The 18,046-nt window shown below is 69.6% G+C and carries 21 protein-coding genes; 16 read left to right on the top strand and 5 right to left on the bottom strand.

Features of this window, described 5'->3' with window-relative positions; all coding sequences use genetic code 11:
* Positions 1-204: 204 nt before the first annotated feature.
* Together ACWCO2_RS13115 and ACWCO2_RS13110 are read left to right on the top strand one after the other, a co-directional pair.
* Complete coding sequence (locus tag ACWCO2_RS13115) at positions 205-363, top strand: hypothetical protein (protein WP_450127957.1); 159 nt, start codon at positions 205-207, stop codon at positions 361-363.
* Between the two features lie 108 nt (positions 364-471).
* Positions 472-2,355, top strand: a complete 1,884-nt coding sequence (locus ACWCO2_RS13110) for an ABC transporter ATP-binding protein (protein ID WP_450127956.1) — start codon at positions 472-474, stop codon at positions 2,353-2,355.
* Here ACWCO2_RS13110 and ACWCO2_RS13105 read toward each other — a convergent pair whose 3' ends face one another.
* Entirely contained in the window at positions 2,356-3,549 is a 1,194-nt protein-coding gene (locus tag ACWCO2_RS13105) for an FAD-dependent monooxygenase (protein WP_450127955.1), read from the bottom strand.
* 300 nt (positions 3,550-3,849) lie between these two features.
* On the opposite strand from ACWCO2_RS13105, the gene qcrB reads away from it, so the two are divergent.
* The 10 genes from qcrB (at position 3,850) to ACWCO2_RS13055 (ending at position 12,220) form a co-directional block, all read left to right on the top strand.
* The gene (qcrB, locus tag ACWCO2_RS13100) at positions 3,850-5,508 is read left to right on the top strand and encodes a cytochrome bc1 complex cytochrome b subunit (protein WP_450127954.1); all 1,659 of its coding nucleotides are present in this window, start codon (positions 3,850-3,852) and stop codon (positions 5,506-5,508) included.
* A 19-nt stretch (positions 5,509-5,527) separates the two neighbouring features.
* On the top strand, positions 5,528-6,442 hold the full coding sequence (locus tag ACWCO2_RS13095; RefSeq protein WP_450127953.1) for a ribonuclease Z: 915 nt from the start codon (positions 5,528-5,530) through the stop codon (positions 6,440-6,442).
* A 38-nt stretch (positions 6,443-6,480) separates the two neighbouring features.
* Positions 6,481-7,509, top strand: coding sequence for a CobW family GTP-binding protein (locus ACWCO2_RS13090; protein WP_450127952.1), 1,029 nt, complete (start codon positions 6,481-6,483; stop codon positions 7,507-7,509).
* Positions 7,510-7,573: 64 nt separating this feature from the next.
* Positions 7,574-8,416: an SAM-dependent methyltransferase gene (locus ACWCO2_RS13085; protein WP_450127951.1), complete on the top strand. Its 843-nt coding sequence runs from the start codon at positions 7,574-7,576 to the stop codon at positions 8,414-8,416.
* Positions 8,417-8,489: 73 nt separating this feature from the next.
* On the top strand, positions 8,490-9,002 hold the full coding sequence (locus tag ACWCO2_RS13080; protein WP_450127950.1) for a mycothiol transferase: 513 nt from the start codon (positions 8,490-8,492) through the stop codon (positions 9,000-9,002).
* A gap of 40 nt (positions 9,003-9,042) precedes the next feature.
* Positions 9,043-9,522: a DnaJ family domain-containing protein gene (locus ACWCO2_RS13075; protein WP_450127949.1), complete on the top strand. Its 480-nt coding sequence runs from the start codon at positions 9,043-9,045 to the stop codon at positions 9,520-9,522.
* 165 nt (positions 9,523-9,687) lie between these two features.
* Positions 9,688-9,999: a winged helix-turn-helix domain-containing protein gene (locus ACWCO2_RS13070; protein WP_450127948.1), complete on the top strand. Its 312-nt coding sequence runs from the start codon at positions 9,688-9,690 to the stop codon at positions 9,997-9,999.
* 41 nt (positions 10,000-10,040) lie between these two features.
* Positions 10,041-10,319 carry a DUF6343 family protein gene (locus ACWCO2_RS13065; RefSeq protein ID WP_450127947.1) on the top strand — a complete coding sequence of 93 codons (279 nt, stop codon included), beginning with the start codon at positions 10,041-10,043 and terminating at the stop codon, positions 10,317-10,319.
* 81 nt (positions 10,320-10,400) lie between these two features.
* Positions 10,401-11,813 carry an RtcB family protein gene (locus tag ACWCO2_RS13060; RefSeq protein WP_450127946.1) on the top strand — a complete coding sequence of 471 codons (1,413 nt, stop codon included), beginning with the start codon at positions 10,401-10,403 and terminating at the stop codon, positions 11,811-11,813.
* Positions 11,810-12,220 carry an archease gene (locus ACWCO2_RS13055; protein ID WP_450127945.1) on the top strand — a complete coding sequence of 137 codons (411 nt, stop codon included), beginning with the start codon at positions 11,810-11,812 and terminating at the stop codon, positions 12,218-12,220. The genes ACWCO2_RS13060 and ACWCO2_RS13055 overlap by 4 nt, the downstream gene beginning before the upstream one ends.
* Here ACWCO2_RS13055 and ACWCO2_RS13050 read toward each other — a convergent pair whose 3' ends face one another.
* Positions 12,221-13,024: an MBL fold metallo-hydrolase gene (locus ACWCO2_RS13050; protein ID WP_450127944.1), complete on the bottom strand. Its 804-nt coding sequence runs from the start codon at positions 13,022-13,024 to the stop codon at positions 12,221-12,223.
* Between the two features lie 207 nt (positions 13,025-13,231).
* Here ACWCO2_RS13050 and ACWCO2_RS13045 point away from each other — a divergent pair, with 207 nt between their 5' ends.
* From ACWCO2_RS13045 to ACWCO2_RS13030, 4 genes are all read left to right on the top strand, one after another.
* Entirely contained in the window at positions 13,232-13,453 is a 222-nt protein-coding gene (locus tag ACWCO2_RS13045) for a DUF2277 domain-containing protein (protein WP_450127943.1), read from the top strand.
* Positions 13,450-13,623, top strand: a complete 174-nt coding sequence (locus tag ACWCO2_RS13040) for a hypothetical protein (protein WP_450127942.1) — start codon at positions 13,450-13,452, stop codon at positions 13,621-13,623. The genes ACWCO2_RS13045 and ACWCO2_RS13040 overlap by 4 nt, the downstream gene beginning before the upstream one ends.
* 111 nt (positions 13,624-13,734) lie before the next feature.
* On the top strand, positions 13,735-14,043 hold the full coding sequence (locus tag ACWCO2_RS13035; protein ID WP_450127941.1) for a hypothetical protein: 309 nt from the start codon (positions 13,735-13,737) through the stop codon (positions 14,041-14,043).
* Between the two features lie 101 nt (positions 14,044-14,144).
* Entirely contained in the window at positions 14,145-14,930 is a 786-nt protein-coding gene (locus ACWCO2_RS13030) for an alpha/beta fold hydrolase (RefSeq protein ID WP_450127940.1), read from the top strand.
* A 57-nt stretch (positions 14,931-14,987) separates the two neighbouring features.
* Here the strand turns inward: ACWCO2_RS13030 and ACWCO2_RS13025 are convergent, their stop codons facing one another.
* The 3 genes from ACWCO2_RS13025 to ACWCO2_RS13015 are packed head-to-tail and all read right to left on the bottom strand — an operon-like array spanning position 14,988 to position 18,025.
* The gene (locus ACWCO2_RS13025; protein ID WP_450127939.1) at positions 14,988-16,496 is read right to left on the bottom strand and encodes a tripartite tricarboxylate transporter permease; all 1,509 of its coding nucleotides are present in this window, start codon (positions 16,494-16,496) and stop codon (positions 14,988-14,990) included.
* Positions 16,497-16,499: 3 nt separating this feature from the next.
* Positions 16,500-17,039, bottom strand: a complete 540-nt coding sequence (locus ACWCO2_RS13020) for a tripartite tricarboxylate transporter TctB family protein (RefSeq protein ID WP_450127938.1) — start codon at positions 17,037-17,039, stop codon at positions 16,500-16,502.
* Complete coding sequence (locus tag ACWCO2_RS13015; RefSeq protein WP_450127998.1) at positions 17,036-18,025, bottom strand: Bug family tripartite tricarboxylate transporter substrate binding protein; 990 nt, start codon at positions 18,023-18,025, stop codon at positions 17,036-17,038. Before ACWCO2_RS13015 ends, ACWCO2_RS13020 begins: the two co-directional genes overlap by 4 nt.
* Between the last annotated feature and the right edge of the window lie 21 nt (positions 18,026-18,046).

The raw sequence follows: 18,046 nt of genomic DNA, 5'->3' as shown, positions 1-18,046 counted from the left end.
GATGCGAGGGGGAAATTCCGGAACGGCCGCGAGCCTTGAGCTCCCACCGAGCGGCAGTTCGATCCACTGGGCCCAGATCGATTTCCGCCCGGAATACGGTTCGCGGTACCGACTTGAATTCACCTCGCGTCGCGTGCAAGCGCACGCCGGATGGCACGACGGTCCGGCAAGCGACGTGCATCGACTGAGAAAAGAGTGATCGGAATGCAGATCAAGGACACCTTCAAGTTCGACGGCCTTAACCGCAGCTGGGGCGGCTGGGGCGGCTGGGGCGGCTGGGGCTGGGGCTCCGGCTGGGGCGGCGGCTGGGGCTGGGGCTCCGGCTGGGGCTGGGGTGGCTGGGGTGGCTGGGGCTGCTGGTGAGCCCGAGTCAGTCCTGACCTGAGCAAGTCCTGACGTTCCATCCATCTGATTGGCGTGGCTCCCGCTCCCCCGGAGCGGGAGCCACGTCCCTGCCTGGAGGTGAGGCGGTTGCCGGGGTTGGTGAACTGGCTGTTCCGGCCGGCGGAGCGGGACACCGAGGGGCTGGTCGAGCACGCACCGGTGATGCGGGTGCGTGCCGTCATCCGGCGGTTCTGGCCGGACGCCCGGTCGTTCCGCGGCTGGATGCTGCTCAGCCTGCTGCTCGTGCTGATCTCGCCACTGTTGGACACAGCGGCGATCTGGCTGTTCAAGGTGCTCATCGACGAGGTGTTGACACCGCACAACTTCGCCGCCTTCCCGATGATCGCGGCCGCCTACGCGGTGCTCACCCTGCTGTCCGGGGTGATCGACTTCTGCGGCCACTACCTCGCGGTGTGGATCGGCGAGAACTTCCTGCACCTGATGCGCACCAGGGTGTTCAGGCACCTGCACACGCTGTCGGTCGGGTTCTTCGACCGCAGGCGCCTCGGCGACACCCTGTCCCGCCTCACCAACGACGTGGGCGCCATCGAGAGCCTCGTGCTGTCCGGCATCGTGCAGACCTTCTCCTCGGTGGTGAAGGTCCTGCTGTTCGCCGGTGTGCTGTTCTACCTGAACTGGCAGCTGGCGCTGGTGGCGCTGGTGGCGGTCCCGCTGTTCTGGATGGTCGCCAAGTTCTTCGCCCGCCGGATCAAGGACGCCTCCCGCGAGGCGCGCGGGCGCAGCGGCTCGATCGCCACCGTCGCCGAGGAGAGCCTCGGCAACGCGCCGCTGATCCAGGCCTACGGCCGTGAGGGCGCCGAGGTCGACCGCTTCGCCCGGCAGAGCCGCGGCAACGTCAACGCCGAGCTCTCCTCCGCCCGCATCGGCGCCCTGTTCTCGCCGCTGGTGGACCTGTTGCAGGTCTTCGGCGTGCTGGCGATCGTCGGGGTCGGCATCTGGGAGCTGTCGGAAGGCCGGATCAGCCTCGGTGGCCTGCTGGCGTTCCTGGTCTACCTCTCCCAGCTCTACACCCCGGTGCAGAGCCTCGGTCAGCTGTCCAACACGGTGTTCTCCGCGGCGGCCAGCGCCGAGCGCATCGTCGAACTGCTCGACCAGCAGCCGCTGGTGCACAGCCCGAAGAACCCGGTACCGCTGCGGCGGGTCACCGGGCGGCTCGACGTCGACCGGGTCGACTTCCGCTACCCGGACACCCCGGCCGACGTGCTGCACAGCGTGAGCTTCTGCGCCCCGCCCGGCCAGACCACTGCGGTGGTCGGCGCCAGCGGTGCGGGCAAGTCGACGCTGACCAAGCTGCTGCTGCGCTTCTACGACCCGACGCGGGGCCGGATCCTGCTGGACGGCGTCGACCTGTGCAAGCTCGACATCGCCGAACTGCGCGCCAACATCGCGATCGTGCTGCAGGAAACGCTGCTGCTGGACGGCACCATCGCGGACAACATCCGGGCCGGACGCCCGGACGCCGACGATCGCCAGCTCGTCGAAGCCGCTGAGGCCGCCGACGCCCACGAGTTCATCCAAACCCTGCCGGAGGGCTACGAAACGCGGGTCGGGCAGCGCGGTCGACTGCTCTCGGGTGGGCAGCGGCAACGCATCGCCATCGCCCGCGCGATGATCCGCGACGCGCCGATCCTGCTGCTCGACGAGCCGACGGCGAGCCTGGATGCCGATGCCACGCGCCGGATCCTCGCTCCGCTGCGGCGTTTGATGGCCGGGCGCACCACCATCGTCATCTCGCACAACCTGCTCACGGTCCGCGACGCGCAGCAGATCGTCTACCTGGACCAAGGCCGCATCACCGAGCTGGGCACGCACCAGGAGCTGCTGGCCAACAACAACGGTTACGCCCACCTCTACCGGCTGCACCACCCGGAGCGCGGGCAGGTCGTGCCCGAGCAACAGGCCGGGTCGACGACTCCGACCCGGCCTGTTGACGGACAGCTGCCGAACTGACTAGCGCCAGGGCTCGCCGCGGCGGCGGGCCCTGAGCCACCGCTGCCCGTTGCCGACCAGTCGCAACGCCTTGCGCGCCACCAGGTTCTGCTGAACCAGGTGGCGCTGGTACTGCCAGGGACGCTGCACGCCGTGCCTACCGGCCATCGAGTAGCAGAACTCCACCGCGCTCCGGTCGGTGTAGCGGTCGGCCCGCTCGAACCAGGCCATGCTGGTGCGCGCGGCGATCTGCGCGGGCCGCATCGCCGCGTGGCCCGCCTCGTCGAACTCCTTGACCGCCAAGGCCGTTTCCTGTTGCTCGAAGAGGCTCTGCGCGAGCACGATGCCGTCCATGATGGCCAGCTTGGTGCCCGATCCCAGCGTGAAGTGCGTGGTGTGCGCGGCATCGCCGATCAGCACCGCGTTGTCGTAGCGCCAGGTCTGGTTGAACACCTGCGTGAAGCGCTGCCAGGACGCCGGATTGCCGCGCGACTGGCTGATCAGCGGGTGCCCGCGCAGCGGACCGGCGAAGATCTGCTCCAGCAGCCGGCGCATCTCGGCGTCATCGGCCCGGTCCAGCCCCAGTGCCCGCCACGTGGATTCCGTGCACTCCACGATGAACGTGCTGATCCCGTCGGCGGACGGGTAGGCGTGGAACCAGATCCACCCGGCCGGGGTCTGTTCGAAGTCGACGGTGAACTTGTCGAAGACCCGCTCCGTGCCCAGCCAGATGTAGGGGTTGTTCCCGTGGTCCACGCGGGTGCCGAACTGCTCCTGGTAGCGCTGCCGGGTGCGGCTGTTGGCGCCGTCGGCCACCACCACCAGGTCGGCGTCGGCGAACTCGGCCAAGTCCTCCACCGCGGTCTCGTACTGGATCCGAACGCCCAGCTCAGCGGCCCGCTCGGCGAGGATCGCCAGCAACGGGGCGCGGTTGACGCTGTAGCCGTAGCCGGGGAGGTAGGCCTTGTCGGCGCCGTGCAGCCCGATGACCTGCTCCTGCCAGAGCTTCGACTCCGCGCGGATGCGGCGGGCGCTCTCCCGGTCGTTGCGGTAGAGCGTGTCCAGCAGGTCCTCCCCGTACACGACCCCCCAGCCGTAGGTGGCACCGGGCGGGTCCCGCTCGATCACCGTGATGTCGTGGCCGCCATCGCGCAGCTTCGCCGAGATGGCGAAGTACAGACCCCCGGGCCCGGCCCCGATGCACACGATTTTCACAGCAGCACCTCCTGAACGACAGGCGGGCAGCTGCGCAGGCGTTCCGGGCGGAGCGCCAATGTCCGCATGAGAAGTCGAATACGCCCTTGTTGTACCCGGCAGCCCGCATGGTCGCACCTGCGCCGTGTCCCCAGGCGAAGTTCGCGGTGGTGCAACGGAAAGCGGACACCAGTTCGACTGCTGGCGACCTGCCGAAGCAGTACTCTCGAAGCCGCGCATCGTCGTTTCGCCCAGCCACGCGCGGGGAATTCGGCAGCAAGCGGTCCCCGCGGTCTCGGGGCGCGGCAGCCGGGAGTCGACATGAGCAGGTTGACCCAACCCACCAAACCGGAGAGCAGGTTCGCCACCTCGCTGCGGCGCCAGGCCGACGAGGTGGACCTGCGGTTTCGCCTGGCCGCTGGAGTGCGGCGGCAGGTCAACAAGGTCTTCCCGTCGAACTGGGGATTCCTGCTCGGCGAGATCGCGCTGTACAGCTTCGTGGTGCTGCTGGTGACCGGCACCTACCTCGCCTGGTTCTTCGACCCGTCGATGACCGAGGTGACCTACAACGGCGTGTTCACCAACCTGCGCGGCATCGACATGTCGCGGGCGTTCGAAAGCACCCTGGACATCTCGTTCAACGTCCGCGGCGGGTTGTTCGCCCGGCAGCTGCACCACTGGGCGGCACTGGTCTTCATGGCCGCGATCGTCACGCACATGTTCCGGATCTTCTTCACCGGCGCGTTCCGCCGCCCGCGCGAGGTCAACTGGACGATCGGCATCCTGCTGTTCATCACCGGCATGTTCGAGGGGTTCATCGGCTACTCGCTGCCCGACGACCTGCTGTCCGGCACGGGGATGCGGATCGCCTCCGGGATCGTGCTGTCGATCCCGGTGATCGGCACCTGGGTGCACTGGATCCTGTTCGGCGGGGAGTTCCCGGGCACCGAGATCATCCCGCGTTTCTACATGATCCACATCTTCCTGCTGCCCGGGATCATCGTGGGCCTGATCGCGGTGCACCTGGCCGTCGTCTGGTACCAGAAGCACACCCAGTACCCCGGCCGGGGCCGCACCGAGTCCAACGTGGAGGGCGTGCGGATCATGCCCGCGTTCGCGGTGAAGAGCAGCGGGCTGTTCTTCTTGGTCACCGGCGTGCTGGCGATCATGAGCGGGGTCTTCCAGATCAACGCGATCTGGAACTTCGGCCCGTACAACGCCTCGATGATCTCCGCTGCCTCCCAGCCGGACTGGTACATGATCTGGACCGACGGGATGGGCCGGTTGTGGCCGCCGTGGGAGCTCTACCTCGGGCCGTACACCGTGCCCGCGGTGTTCTTCCCGCTGATCCTGGGACTCGGTCTGGTTTTCACCATCGCGATCGCCTACCCGCTGCTGGAGCGCAAGCTCTCCGGCGACGACGCCCACCACAACCTGATTCAGCGCCCGCGCGACGCGCCGGTGCGCACCTCGCTGGGCATGATGGGGATCACGTTCTTCCTGGTCGTGCTGCTCTCCGGGGTCAACGACGTCATCGCCTTCGTGTTCAGCCTGTCGCTGAACATGACGACCTGGGCGGGGCGGATCGGCGTGCTGCTGGCGCCGCCGATCGCCTACTACGTCACCTACCGGATCTGCCTGAGCCTGCAGCGCTCGGACCGCGAGGTGCTGGAGCACGGGGTGGAGACCGGCATCATCAAGCGGCTGCCGCACGGCGAGTTCATCGAGGTGCACCAGGGACTGGGGCCGGTGGACGAGCACGGCCACCCGCAGCCGCTGCCCTACCAGGCCACGCCGGTGCCCAAGAAGATGAACAAGCTCGGCGCGGGCGGGCACTCGGTGCCGGGCAGCCTGCTGATCCCGGACCCTCGGGAGGAGACCGAAGCGCTGGAACAGGCGCGGCGCGAGCAAGCCGAGCAGGAGCAAGCCGCGCGAGCAGGCCGCGAGCCCGAGGTCCGCACACCGCCGCCCGAACAGTGAGACTGCCTAGAATTCACCGGTGTCCACTAGGGAATTGGTGGTGCTCGGTACCGCGAGCCAAGCGCCTACGCGCACCCGCAACCACAACGGCTACCTGCTGCGCTGGGACGGCGTCGGGTTCCTGTTCGACCCCGGCGAGGGGACGCAGCGGCAGATGATCCACGCGGGCGTCAGCTCGCACGACATCGACCACATCTGCATCAGCCACTTCCACGGCGACCACTGCCTCGGGCTGCCAGGCGTGCTGCAACGGCTCTCGTTGGACCGGATGCCACGCCCGGTGCACGCGCACTTCCCCGCCGCCGGCGTCGACTTCTTCCGGCGGATGCACCACGCCTCGGCCTTCGAAGAGGTCGCGGAGGTGCGGGAACGACCGATCGAGCGCGGCGGCACGGTGTTCACCGGCACCTTCGGTGCGCTGGAGGCGGTACCGCTGGACCACCGCATCGAGACGTTCGGCTACCGGCTGGTTGAACCTGACGGACTGCGGATGCTGCCCGAGCAGCTGGACCGCTTCGGCGTGCGCGGCCCGGACGTCGGCCGGTTGCAACGGGAGGGCTCGCTGCGAGTCGACGACCGGACGGTGACGTTGAAGCAGGTCAGCGAGTCGCGGCCGGGTCAGCGGTTCGCGTTCGTGATGGACACCCGGCTGTGCGACGGGGTGTTCGAGCTCGCCGACGGCGCGGACGTGCTGGTGATCGAGTCGACGTTCCTGGACCAGGACGCCCGGCTGGCCGACGAGTACGGGCACCTCACCGCGACGCAGGCCGCGCGGGTCGCCGCCGAGTGCGGTGTCCGGACCCTGGTGCTCACGCACTTCTCCCAGCGCTACCCCGATCTGCGCCAATTCCGCGACGAGGCGAGGGCGGTGTTCGACGGGGAGCTCGTGGTCGCCGAGGACCTGATGCGGGTGCCGGTGCCGCCGCGGCGGTGAATATGCTTTCGGGCGGCTATCGATCCGTCGGAGGCATTGTGGTTCGGCAACCGATCCCGGTCATCATCGTCGCCGGGTTCCTCGGCTCCGGGAAGACGAGTCTGCTCAACCACCTGCTGCGCAACCCGCAGGGCGCGCGGATCGGTGTGGTGGTCAACGATTTCGGGAAGATCAACATCGACGCGCTGAGCGTCGCCGGGCAGGTCGACTCGACCGTCTCGCTGGGCAACGGATGCCTGTGCTGCGCGGTGGACGCCAGCGGCCTGGACGACCTCCTAGCTCGGCTGGCGCGCCCGAGCAGCGACATCGACGTGATCGTGATCGAGTCCAGCGGGCTGGCCGATCCGCGCGGCATGGTCCGGCTGCTGCTCAACAGCACCAACCCCCGGCTCGGCTACGGCGGCCTGGTCGAGGTCGTCGACGCCGCCGAGTTCGAGAGCACCCGGCAGCGCCACCCCGAGCTGGACCAGCACCTGCGCTTCGCCGACCTGGTGCTGGTGAACAAGACCGACCGCGTCACCGACACTGATCGCGCCCGGCTGCTGGACCTCGTCCGCGAGCTCTCCGGCGGCAAACCCGTGCTGCCGACCACGCACGGCCGCCTGGACCCGACGCTGCTGTTCGACCGGGAGTCGGTGCGGCAGCGCCGGAAGACCGTCCAGCAGCTGTCCTTCGACGACCTGCTCGCCGACTCCCACGACGACTGCGACGAGCACCTGCACACGGCTTACGAGAGCGTCGAGTTCGCCTCCGCCGAGCCGGTCGACCCGCGTGCGCTGATGCGGTTCCTGGACTCCCGCCCGGCCGGGATCTACCGGATGAAGGGCCAGATCCACTTCGGGGTGCCCGGCCACGAGCAGAAGTTCACCCTGCACACCGTCGGCGACTTCCTGCGCTTCCACCGCTCCCGCTGGGCCCGCGGCGAGCCGCGCCGCACCCAGCTGGTGGTGATCGGTTCCGGGCTGGACCGCGACCACGTGCGCGAGGGTCTGCACGCGTGCCTGGGCGGACCGGACGAGTCCGATGAGCACAGCATGCTGGACGTGCTGAAGTTCACCCGGTCCTGATCCGCCTTGCCTTCCCCGCGCCCGGCGGGCATCCTGCGGGACGATCAACGTGTGGGGAGGCACTATGCGGGGACATCCTGGGCAGGATCCGGCCGGGGCGGAGCTGTTCGCGACGCTGGCCGGGGTTGACCGCACCAAACCGAACCCGGCGCGGATGTACGACTACTACCTGGGCGGGGTGCACAACTTCGAGGCGGACCGCGAAGCCGCCGACGCGGTGCTGGCGATGCTGCCGGAGACGCGCACCTTCGCCCGGGAGAACCGCGCGTTCCTGCAGCGGGTGGTGCGGTACCTGGTCGACGAGGTGGGCATCGACCAGTTCCTCGACCTCGGGTCCGGCATCCCGACCGTCGGCAACGTACACGAGATCGCTCAGAAAGCGCACCCGGACGCGCGGGTGGTCTACGTCGACCACGAGCCGGTGGCCGTGGCCCAGTCCCAGCGGATGCTGGCCGGCACCGACCAGGCAGCCATCATCCGCGGCGACCTGCGCCACCCCGACCTCGTGCTGCAGCACCCCGACGTGGCGCGCCTGCTGGACCTGTCCCGGCCGGTGGCGGTGCTGATGGTCTCGGTGTTCCCGTTCATCTCCGACGCCGACGACCCGAAGGGCATCATCGCCGCCTACCGGCAGGCCTGCGCCCCCGGCAGCTACCTGGCCCTGTCGCACAGCCTCACTACGGACTACTGGCCAGGGGACGCCTCGCGGGCCATCGAGCTCTACAAGTCCAGCACCCACCCGCTGTACCCGCGCACCCCTGAGCAGGTCGAGGCGCTGTTCACCGGGTACGAGCTGATCGATCCGGGAGTGGTGTTCACCTCCGCGTGGCGGCCGGACGCGCCGATCACCGCGGAACAGGCCGCGGGGAGCCGCGCCATGGCCGGACTCGGCGTGCTGCGCGCCTGAACACCTGCCGATCGCCAGTGGCCGTCGTACGGTGGCGCCGACCGGTTTTCCCGGCAACGAGGGGGCGTACCCGATGACCAGCGCTGATGTGCTCGTCGATGCGTTCGGCCGGATCCAGGAGGTGGTGCACGACGCCGTCACCGGACTGGATCCGGACCAGCTGGCGGCCCGCCTGGACCCGGCGGCGAACTCGATCGGCTGGCTGGTCTGGCACCTGAGCCGGGTGCAGGACGACCACGTCTCCGACGTCGCCGAGGTCGAGCAGGTGTGGACCGCGCAGGGCTGGGCGGGGCGCTTCGGACTGCCGTTCGCCGTCGAGGACATCGGCTACGGCCACGAATCGGACGACGTCGCGGCGGTCCGCGTCGACTCCGGCAAGCTGCTCACCGGCTACTACGACGCGGTGCACGCGCAGACCCTCGAGTTCGTGCGGAACCTGACCGACGACGACCTGGTCGAGGTGGTCGACGCCGCGTGGCAGCCGCCGGTCACGCTGGGCGTGCGGCTGGTGAGCGTGATCGGCGACGATCTCCAGCACGCCGGTCAGGCCGCGTTCGTCCGCGGCATCCTGGAACGCGCCGACTAGAGGGTGGCACCGCGGGCGCGGCGTGGCGGACAATCGGGCCATGACCGAGCGGAAGCCACCCGGCACCACGTTCGAATCGTGGGTGGACCGGCAGATCCGGACGGCTCAGGAGCGCGGCGACTTCGACGACCTGGCCGGTGCGGGCAAGCCGCTGCCCGGCGCGGGCGCACCGGTCGAGGAGCAGTGGTGGCTCAAGGACTACCTCCGCCGCGAGGGGCTGTCCGGCGAAGCGCTGCTGCCGACTCCGCTGCAGCTGCGCAGGGAGGTCGAGCGGCTGCCGGACACCGTTCGCGAGCTGACCAGCGAGCAGGCCGTGCGCGACGCCGCTGGCGACCTCAACCGGCGGATCGTCGAGTACATGCGCGCGCCGTCCGGCCCGCAGGTGGCGATCGGTTTGGTCGACGTCGACGAACTGGTGGCCGACTGGCGCTCCGCCCGTGAGCGGGCATCCCAGCAGACCGAGCCCGAATCTGCTCCGGTGGCCCCGAAACCCCGCTGGTGGCACCGTTTTCGGCGGTGATTCGTCCCACCTTTTGAGCGGCTTTGACGTCGTTGTCGTTGCGATGCTTTGATCCGGTCATGGCACCGGGACCGCTGCTCGTGCAGCGCGCGCACCCCTCACCGGTCCACAGTGGATTTCCAGCCCGCATCGGACGCACCCCGGCTGCGATCGATCCCCGCCCCGGTGGAGCCGGCGCCGCGAATCCTGGTGGCACCGCGGCGCATCTTCCGCGCCGACGGCACCGCCGTGGAGCTGCCCCGACTGGAGTTCGACCTGCTGCTGTTCCTGCGCGAGAACCCCGTCCGGGTGCACCAGCGCGCCTCGCTGCTCAACGCGGTGTGGCAGTTCAACAGCACCCCGAGCACCCGCACCGTGGACGTCCACGTCCGCCGCATCCGCAGCAAGATCGGCACCGACCTGGACCTGATCACCACGGTGCGCGGAGTCGGTTACCGGATGGACCGGCCCGACGCCGTGCACATCGTCCGGGACTGACGCACGGGCGTGACCACGCGCCCTGCGGGTAGCCCAGGGGCATGCCGAAGCGCAGGCGTGAGGACTACGAACGAGGGCTGCCCGGCTACCACGACCCGATGGCGGGTGTCGGCGGCGCGCCCTACGCGCGCAGCGCGCTGACCCTGCGGTTGTGGCTGGCCGGGTTCGGGCTGGTGTTCTGCACGGGCGCGGCGGTGCTGGTGTTCCTGGCGGTTCCCGAGCTGGCCTGGCTCGCCTGGGCGCTCGTGGTGCTGGCGGTGATCGCCGCCGTCGACTTCGCATGGGTCGCGCACCGCAAGCGCCGCGGCGAGCCGGGCTGAACGCCGCTGGTCGCACAGCACGATCGCCGCTCGCTGCAGGACCGGCGTGTCGTGGACGGCGGCGGTGGGTACTGCAGGGGCGTGGAGCTCGTCGAGGAGACGCCCTTCCGATTCCGGATCGAACCGCACGGTCCGATGCGGGTGCCCGGTGTGGTGTTCGCATCGAGACAGCTGCTGCCGCCGAAGAGCGACGGCTCGCTGGACCAGGTGGTGAACGTGGCCGCCCTGCCGGGCATAGTCGGAGCTTCCTACGCGATGCCCGACATGCACTGGGGCTACGGCTTCCCGATCGGCGGGGTCGCCGCCACCGACGTCGAGGCCGGCGGGGTGGTCTCGCCGGGCGGGGTCGGGTTCGACATCTCGTGCGGGGTGCGGCTGCTGGCCGCCGACCTGGAGCGCTCGGAGTTCCACCGCGTGGCAGAGAAGGTCATGAACGGACTCAGCCGGGCCACTCCACGCGGAGCGGGCCGAGGCGCCGTGTGGCAGCTGTCCCGCGACGGCCTCGACCGGTTGCTCGAAGAGGGCTCCCGCTACGCGGTCGAGCGGGGCTGGGGAACGCAGCGAGACCTGGATCGCTGCGAGGACGGCGGGGCAGTCTCCGACGCCCAGCCCGGCCGGGTCAGTGTCCGCGCGCAGGACCGCGGGCTCGGCCAAGTCGGCAGCCTCGGGTCGGGCAACCACTTCCTGGAGGTGCAGGCCGTCGACGAGATCTACGACGAGGGCATCGCCGGGGCTTTCGGCCTCCACCCCGACCAGGTGTGCGTGATGATCCACTGCGGTTCGCGCGGGCTGGGCCACCAGGTCTGCACCGACCACGTGCGGCGGATGGACGAGACCATGGCCGATCGCGGGCTCACGGTGCCGGACCGACAGCTGGCGTGCGCGCCCGTCGACTGCTCGGCGGGCCGGGCCTACCTGGGCGCGATGGCCGCGGCGGCGAACTACGCCCGCGCGAACCGGCACGTGCTCGGCGTGGCCGCCGGCGAGGTCCTGCGGGAGGTGACCGGTCGCGGTCTCGACCTGGTCTACGACATCTCGCACAACCTCGCAAAGCTCGAATCGCACGAGGTCGCCGGACACCGCCGGACGCTGTGCGTGCACCGCAAGGGCGCGACCCGCGCGCTGCCGCCCGGCCACGCGGAACTCCCTCCGGGTCTGCGAGAAGCCGGGCAACCGGTGCTCATCCCCGGCTCGATGGGCACCGCTTCCTACGTGCTCGCCGGGGTTTCCGGCGGCGATGCGTTCCACTCGACCTGCCACGGGGCCGGCCGTTTGCAGAGCCGTCACCAGGCCGTTCGCACGACCGATCCACGGCAGCTGCGGCGGGAGCTGGAGCACAACGGCATCGTGGTGCGCGGGAGTTCCGCGCGCGGCCTGGCCGAGGAAGCACCGACCGCCTACAAGGACGTCGATGCGGTGGTGGCCGTGGCCGAGGGTGCCGGGCTGTGCCGGAAGGTGGCCCGGCTGGTGCCGCTGGGCGTGGTGAAGGGGTGAGCGGCGAGTTCCGGTTCCTGCCGCACACCGCCGACATCCGGTTCGAGGCGTGGGGAACCACCCGAGACGAGTGCCTTGAGCAAGCTGCCCGCGCGCTGGTGGATTCCTTCGTCGACAGTTCCGCCGCAGTCCCAGCTCGAACCGCGACTGTCGAACTGGACGGTGGGGATGAGCAGGTGCTGCTCGCCGTGCTGGACGAGATCATCTACCGGCTCGACGCCGAAGGCACCGTCCCCCGGGCTGTCGACGTCCGAACCACACCAGCCGGCATCGCGCTCACGTTGTCTGAAGTGGACACCGACCAGGTGGAGTTCACCGGCGCGACGCCGAAAGCGATCTCCCTGCACGGATTCTCGTTCATCCACGACGACAACGGCTGGCGCTGCACCGTCACCGTGGACGTGTGATCACTGCTCATCCCCGACGAAGCGCAGGTAGCGGGCGGCGGAGCGCTGAACGATCTGATCCGCACCGGTCGGGATCACCGCGTCCCACCAAGCACCGTAGAGCGCCTCGAAGCGGTACTGCTCCAGAATCCCCGCAGCCCGGCGAACCACGCTCGGCCGCTCGGGGATGAGATTCGGGTAGCTGTACATGAAGGCCACGTGCGTGCGGTCCGGGATGACCTGCACGATGTCGCCGCTGAACAACGCACCGTCGCCGCGGTCCCAGTGCAGCACCGTGCCGCCCGCGAAGTGCACGCCGAGGTTGATCAGCGTCAGCCCCGGCGCGAGCTGCTTGGTGGCGCCCTCCCACAGCTGGATCGCCGGGTCGGGGCGACCGATCCACTGCTGGTCGCCGGCGTGCAGGTGCACCGGCACGTCGAAGACGTGGGCCCACTCGACCATCGTGGTGTAGTAGTGCGGGTGGCTGATCGCGATCCCGTCCAGGCCGCCGAGTTCACCGATGGTCTTGATGATCTCGTCGTCCAAGTAGGACACGCAATCCCACAGGAAGTTCCCGGCCTCCGTGCGCAGCAGCAGCGCGCGCTGACCGATGGCGAACCGCGGCTCGCAGCCGATGCCCAGCACCTCGCCCTGCTCGCGGATCAACGCGGCGTGCTCCCCCGCCCGCACGGCCTCCAGGTCGGTCCACTGCTGGCCGTCCAACGGCACGTACTGGCGTTCGTCCTCGCAGATCGGGCAGTCGGATCGCGGCTGGGAGTACTGCATGCCGCAGGTCGCGCAGATCGGCAGCGAAGTCGCTGACATGGCGGTGGGTCCTCTCGCACAAGTCGCAGACCGCCAGCCTAACGTCCGCTCCTCCCCCCGCAACCGTGGAAAATTCGCGGTGCGCACCCACGCCACGTCGGACGTGCACCGCGATTTCATCCGGCCACGTTTGCCGGACGCCGTCGTTAGCATGGCCGTGCGACCCACGCACCGGTCATCCAGCTCGGAAAACCCCAGGAAGCGCCCATGTGCCGCAGCATCAAGACCCTTCGCCCGCCCTACGCCGACGAGGTCACCGAGGGTGACGTCCGCGCGGCGGCGTTGCAGTACGTCCGCAAGATCTCCGGCTTCCGGCAGCCCGCCGCGCACAACGCCGAGGCCTTCGAACAGGCGGTCGACGAGATCGAGCAGGCCACCGCGAAGCTGCTCGCGTCGTTGCAGGTCCGAGGCCAGAGCCGCGCCGGGTGAGCAGCACCTTCAGCGTGTCCTTCTCCACCGCGGGGGCGATCCTGGGCATCACCCGGCAGGGCGTGCACGACCTGGTCAGCCGCGGCAAACTCGATCGCCACCCGGACGGCGGCGTGCGCACCACGTCGATCCGCGCGCGACTTGACCTGATCTCCGGAGACACCAGGTGAACGACGTCCTGATCGATTCCGCGGCTCCGCGGATCACCGCCCGCGCTCGACGTCGAGCACTGGATCGAGCTGACCCGCCGCGGCTGGCAGATCCACGACGGCCGGACGTGGGTGCGGCCAGGCCCGGAACTGCTCGAATCGCTGCGCCAAGCCCCGGAATTCGTCGACGCGCTCCCGGTGTTCGGCAAGCTCAGCAGCCCGTTCCTGCTAGTCCTGGCCACGCAGGTCGCCGGATTCCCGCCTGAGTTCACCGACCTGGTGCAGGCATTGCAGGACGGCCTTCGCCGCGACCTCGCCCGGCTCGTCGCCGAACAGCCCGCATTGGAGGTCCACGAGGTCGACGTCAGCCACGGCATGGTCTTCGAAACGCCCGACGAGATCGCCGAGATCGTCCTGGCGTTCATGCACGACCACCGCTGATCACCATTCCCGAACGCGGCGGCAACTGGCCGAGCACTGGACCGGAGCGGTCGCGGAACGCAGAATCGATCACAGCAACCGACACCGGGAGTTGATCGAGCTTGCATACCGCGACGGCCACGCTGAACGGCATCCAGACGCACTACAGCGCAGGCGGCTCGGGACCAGCCGTGGTGTTCGTGCACGGCCTGGGCCAGGACCACCGCAGCTGGCAGCGCCAGCAGGAAAAGTTCACCGACCGCCGCACCTACGCCTACGACGTGCGCGGCCACGGCGCGAGCACCCTCGGCACCGCCGACGGCACCGCGGCGCAACTGCGCGACGACCTGCTGGCCTTCCTCTCCGAGATCTCGGGGCCAGCGGTGTGCGTGGGCTTCTCGATGGGCGGCACCGTGGTCCTCGCCGCCGCAGCAGAACGCCCCGACCTGGTCACCGGCGCGGTCGTCCTCGGCACGTCGTCGGTGGTGAACCGGGTAGCAGCGGACTTCTTCCGGCAGCGCGCCGAGCAGGCTGCCACGGACCCCGCCGCAGCCCTGCACTCGCTCCGCGAGGACACCGCGGCGATGATCTCGAACTCCACAGTGGACTTGGACGAGCTGGTCGCAGACCGCGCCGCGACGATCGGCGACGGCACCGGCTACGCCAACGCAGCAACGGCGATGGCCGGGCTCCGCGACAACCCGCTGACACCCGACCTGGCGGCGATCAAGTGCCCGGTGACGGTGATCGGCGCGGCCAACGACGCGCTCTGCCCCCGCAAAGCGGCCGACATCCTCCTCGAAGCCCTCCCCCGCTCGACCTACCGGGAAATCCCCGACGCCGGCCACCTGATGAACGTCGACAACCCGAAAGCCACCACAGCCGCCCTCCGCACGGCGCTGGGCTGACCAGGAACGCCCGAGGTGTGGTTGCGGCGAACCGCAACCACACCTCGGGCTACGCCGTCAGGCGTCGACGCTCTCGTCCGCGTCGCGCTTCGAGCGTTGGATGAGCTTGCTCCACAGGGGCCAGGTCAGCAGGAGCGCGATGATCACGTAGATCGTGACCGCCATCGGCGAGTTCACCAGGCCCGTCAGGGATCCGTCGCTGATCTGCAGTGCTCGGCGCATCTGCAGTTCCGCGGCCGGGCCGAGGATGACACCGACGATGGCCGGCAGGACCGGTAGGCCGTAGCGGCGCATCGCGAAGCCGATCGCACCGATGATGAACAGCAACACCAGGTCCAGCGCTTCGCCGCCGACCGCGTAGGCACCGATGCTGGCGAAGAACAGGATTCCCGCGTACAGGTACGGGCGCGGGACCTGCAGCAGCTTCGCCCACACCGGGGCCATCGGCAGGTTGATGACCAGCAGCAGCGCCAGGCCCACGAACATGCTCGCGATCAGCGTCCACACCAGGTCCGTCTCGCGCTGGAACAGCAGCGGTCCGGGCTGGATGCCGTACTGCTGGAACGCCGCCAGCATCACCGCGGCCACCGAGGTCGTCGGCAGGCCCAGGGTGAGCATGGTGACCATCGTGCCCGCCGCGGTGGACGTCGAGGTCGCTTCCGGTCCGGCGACACCCTCGATCGCGCCCTTGCCCCACTCGCCGTTGTTGCGGGTGAGCCGCTTCTCCATCGTGTAGGAAAGGAACGTCGTCATGTCCGCGCCGCCGGCGGGGATCGCGCCGAACGGGAACCCGATCAGCGGTCCGCGCAGCCACGGCTTCCACGCGCGCCGCAGGTCCGCCTTGCCCAGCCAGGGGCGGCCGACCGGGATCGGCTTGTCCTGGGTGTGGCGCAGGTGCGCGGCGACCCACAGCGATTCGCCAACGGCGAACAGACCGACCGCCACGATCACCACGTCGATGCCGTCTGCCAGCTGCAGCGAGCCGAACGTCAACCGGGCCTGGCCGCTCATCTGGTCCAGGCCGACCAGTCCGATGGTCAGGCCGATCAGCAGCGAGGCGAACCCGCGGATCCGCGAACTGCCCAACACGGTTGCGGTCGCAGCGAAGGCCAGCACCATGAACGCGAAGTAGTCCGGGGCACCGATGTTCACCGCGTAGCTGGCGATGACTGGTGCCAGCAGCACCAGCAGGATCAGGCCGATCAGACCGCCGATGAAGTGGCCGATCGCCGCCGCTGCCAGGGCTTGCGCCCCTCGTCCGTTCTTGGCCATCTTGTTGCCTTCGATGGCCACCACCACCGCCGCGCTCTCACCCGGGGTGTTGAGCAGGATCGAGGTGGTCGAGCCGCCGAACATGCCACCGAAGTAGATGCCGGCGAACATGATGAACGCACCGGTGGGGTCGAGCGCGTAGGTCACCGGCAGCAGCAGCGCCACCGCCATCGCCGGGCCGATGCCCGGCAGCACGCCCACGGCGGTGCCGAGCAGCACGCCGATCGCGGCGAACAGCAGGTGTTCTGGGGTCAGCGCGGTGCCGAATCCGGCCAGGAGGTTGGACAGGTCCATCGGTTACAGCACCCCCATCAGCGGGCCGCCGGGCAACGGGACGCCGAGCAGGTTGTTGAACGCGAACCAGGTCACCACCGCGATGCCCGCGGCGATCAGCGGATCGCGCACGAAGTTGCGGCTGCCCAGCGAGTAGGCCGCACCCCAGAACAGGATCGCCGACGACGCCGGGAAGCCGATCACGTTGACCAACGCGGCGTTGAGCAGGAAGAACCCGGACAGCATCAGCAGCGTGCGCCAGTCGGTCGGCGCGTCCAGGTCGACGTCCTCGCCACCTTCGGCCTCGCCGCGGCCGCCGCGCAGCACGTCGCGGACCAGCAGGAGCGCGACCAGCAGGAGCAGCGTGCCGACCACGACCGGCACCGCCTTCGGCCCCACCGGGCCGCGCTGCGCGAAGTCGGTGGGGATGTTGATCGCATCGACCAGCACCAGCACGCCGACCACGAGCAGCAGGGCGCACAGACCCAGCTCGGAGTGCGATTTCCACCAGCTCTGACGCGGCGGTCCGGCCTCCGCACCCTTGGTGTCCACAGTGGAACTCATGCGGCCCCCAGTTCCTTGAGCACCGATGCCACCCGGTCGTTCTCCGCCTTCAGGAAGCCGCCGAACTGGTCACCGGTCTGGAACGCGTCCGCCCAACCGTTGAGCCGCATCGCTTCGCGCCACTGCTCGGAGTCGTGCAGCCTCGAGAACAATCCGATCAGCCGGTCGCGTTCCTTGTCGGTGATGCCCGGTGGCGCAACGACGCCGCGCCAGTTGGTGAAGCTGACGTTCACCCCGGACTCCCGCAGGGTCGGCGCGTCGATGCCCGGCACGCGCTCGGGACTGGTCACCGCCAGCGCCCGCAGCTCGCCCGCGGCGATCTGGTCGCGGGTCTCACCGATCCCGGACACGCCGAAGGCGACCTTGCTGCCCAGCACCGAGGCCATCAGCTCGCCGCCACCGTCGAAGGGCACGTAGTTGACGTCCTTGGCCGGCAGGCCGATCGCCCGCGCGGTCAGCATCGGCGCCAGGTGGTCCGGGCCGCCCGGGGACGAACCGCCGCCCACCGGGACCGCGCCCGGATCGGCCTTCCAGGCCTCGAGCAGCTCACCGATGTTGCGGTACGGCGAGCCCTTGGCCACCACGATGACGTCGGATTCTTCGGTCAGCTTCGCGATCGGCGTGGTGTCCTGCAATGACGCCGGCGAGTGGTTGGTGTACACCGAACCCACCACGCCCAGGCCCATCGACATCACCAGCGCGCCGTTGCCCGCTTCGTTGACCAGCCGGCCCAATCCGACCGTGCCGCCGGCACCGGGCAGGTTGAAGACCTCGGTCGGTCCGTTCAGCCCGGTGTCCTCGATGGCCTTCACCGCGGTCCGCGCCGTGATGTCGTAGCCACCGCCGGGGGTGTTGGGCACCATGACCCGCATGCCGCGGATCTGGGCCCCCGCTGCGTCGTCCCGCCCGGTGCCCGCCAGGGGCGGCACCAGGAACACCAGCAGTGCTGCTCCCAGCACTGCCAGCGCCACTTTCACCTTGCGCATCATCACCTCACCGTGACCCCG

Source organism: Saccharopolyspora sp. NPDC002376 (genome assembly GCF_053593195.1).
This window is presented reverse-complemented; position numbering and strand designations above follow the sequence as displayed.

Bases quoted from the DNA above. Each gene is read 5' to 3' on its own strand.
- ACWCO2_RS13115 (WP_450127957.1), top strand. From the start codon at position 205: ATGCAGATCAAGGACACCTTCAAGTTCGACGGCCTTAACCGCAGCTGG.
- qcrB (WP_450127954.1), top strand. From the start codon at position 3,850: ATGAGCAGGTTGACCCAACCCACCAAACCGGAGAGCAGGTTCGCCACC.
- ACWCO2_RS13085 (WP_450127951.1), top strand. From the start codon at position 7,574: ATGCGGGGACATCCTGGGCAGGATCCGGCCGGGGCGGAGCTGTTCGCG.
- ACWCO2_RS13080 (WP_450127950.1), top strand. From the start codon at position 8,490: ATGACCAGCGCTGATGTGCTCGTCGATGCGTTCGGCCGGATCCAGGAG.
- ACWCO2_RS13075 (WP_450127949.1), top strand. From the start codon at position 9,043: ATGACCGAGCGGAAGCCACCCGGCACCACGTTCGAATCGTGGGTGGAC.
- ACWCO2_RS13065 (WP_450127947.1), top strand. From the start codon at position 10,041: ATGCCGAAGCGCAGGCGTGAGGACTACGAACGAGGGCTGCCCGGCTAC.
- ACWCO2_RS13050 (WP_450127944.1), bottom strand. From the start codon at position 13,024: ATGTCAGCGACTTCGCTGCCGATCTGCGCGACCTGCGGCATGCAGTAC.
- ACWCO2_RS13045 (WP_450127943.1), top strand. From the start codon at position 13,232: ATGTGCCGCAGCATCAAGACCCTTCGCCCGCCCTACGCCGACGAGGTC.
- ACWCO2_RS13025 (WP_450127939.1), bottom strand. From the start codon at position 16,496: ATGGACCTGTCCAACCTCCTGGCCGGATTCGGCACCGCGCTGACCCCA.
- ACWCO2_RS13020 (WP_450127938.1), bottom strand. From the start codon at position 17,039: ATGAGTTCCACTGTGGACACCAAGGGTGCGGAGGCCGGACCGCCGCGT.
- ACWCO2_RS13015 (WP_450127998.1), bottom strand. From the start codon at position 18,025: ATGCGCAAGGTGAAAGTGGCGCTGGCAGTGCTGGGAGCAGCACTGCTG.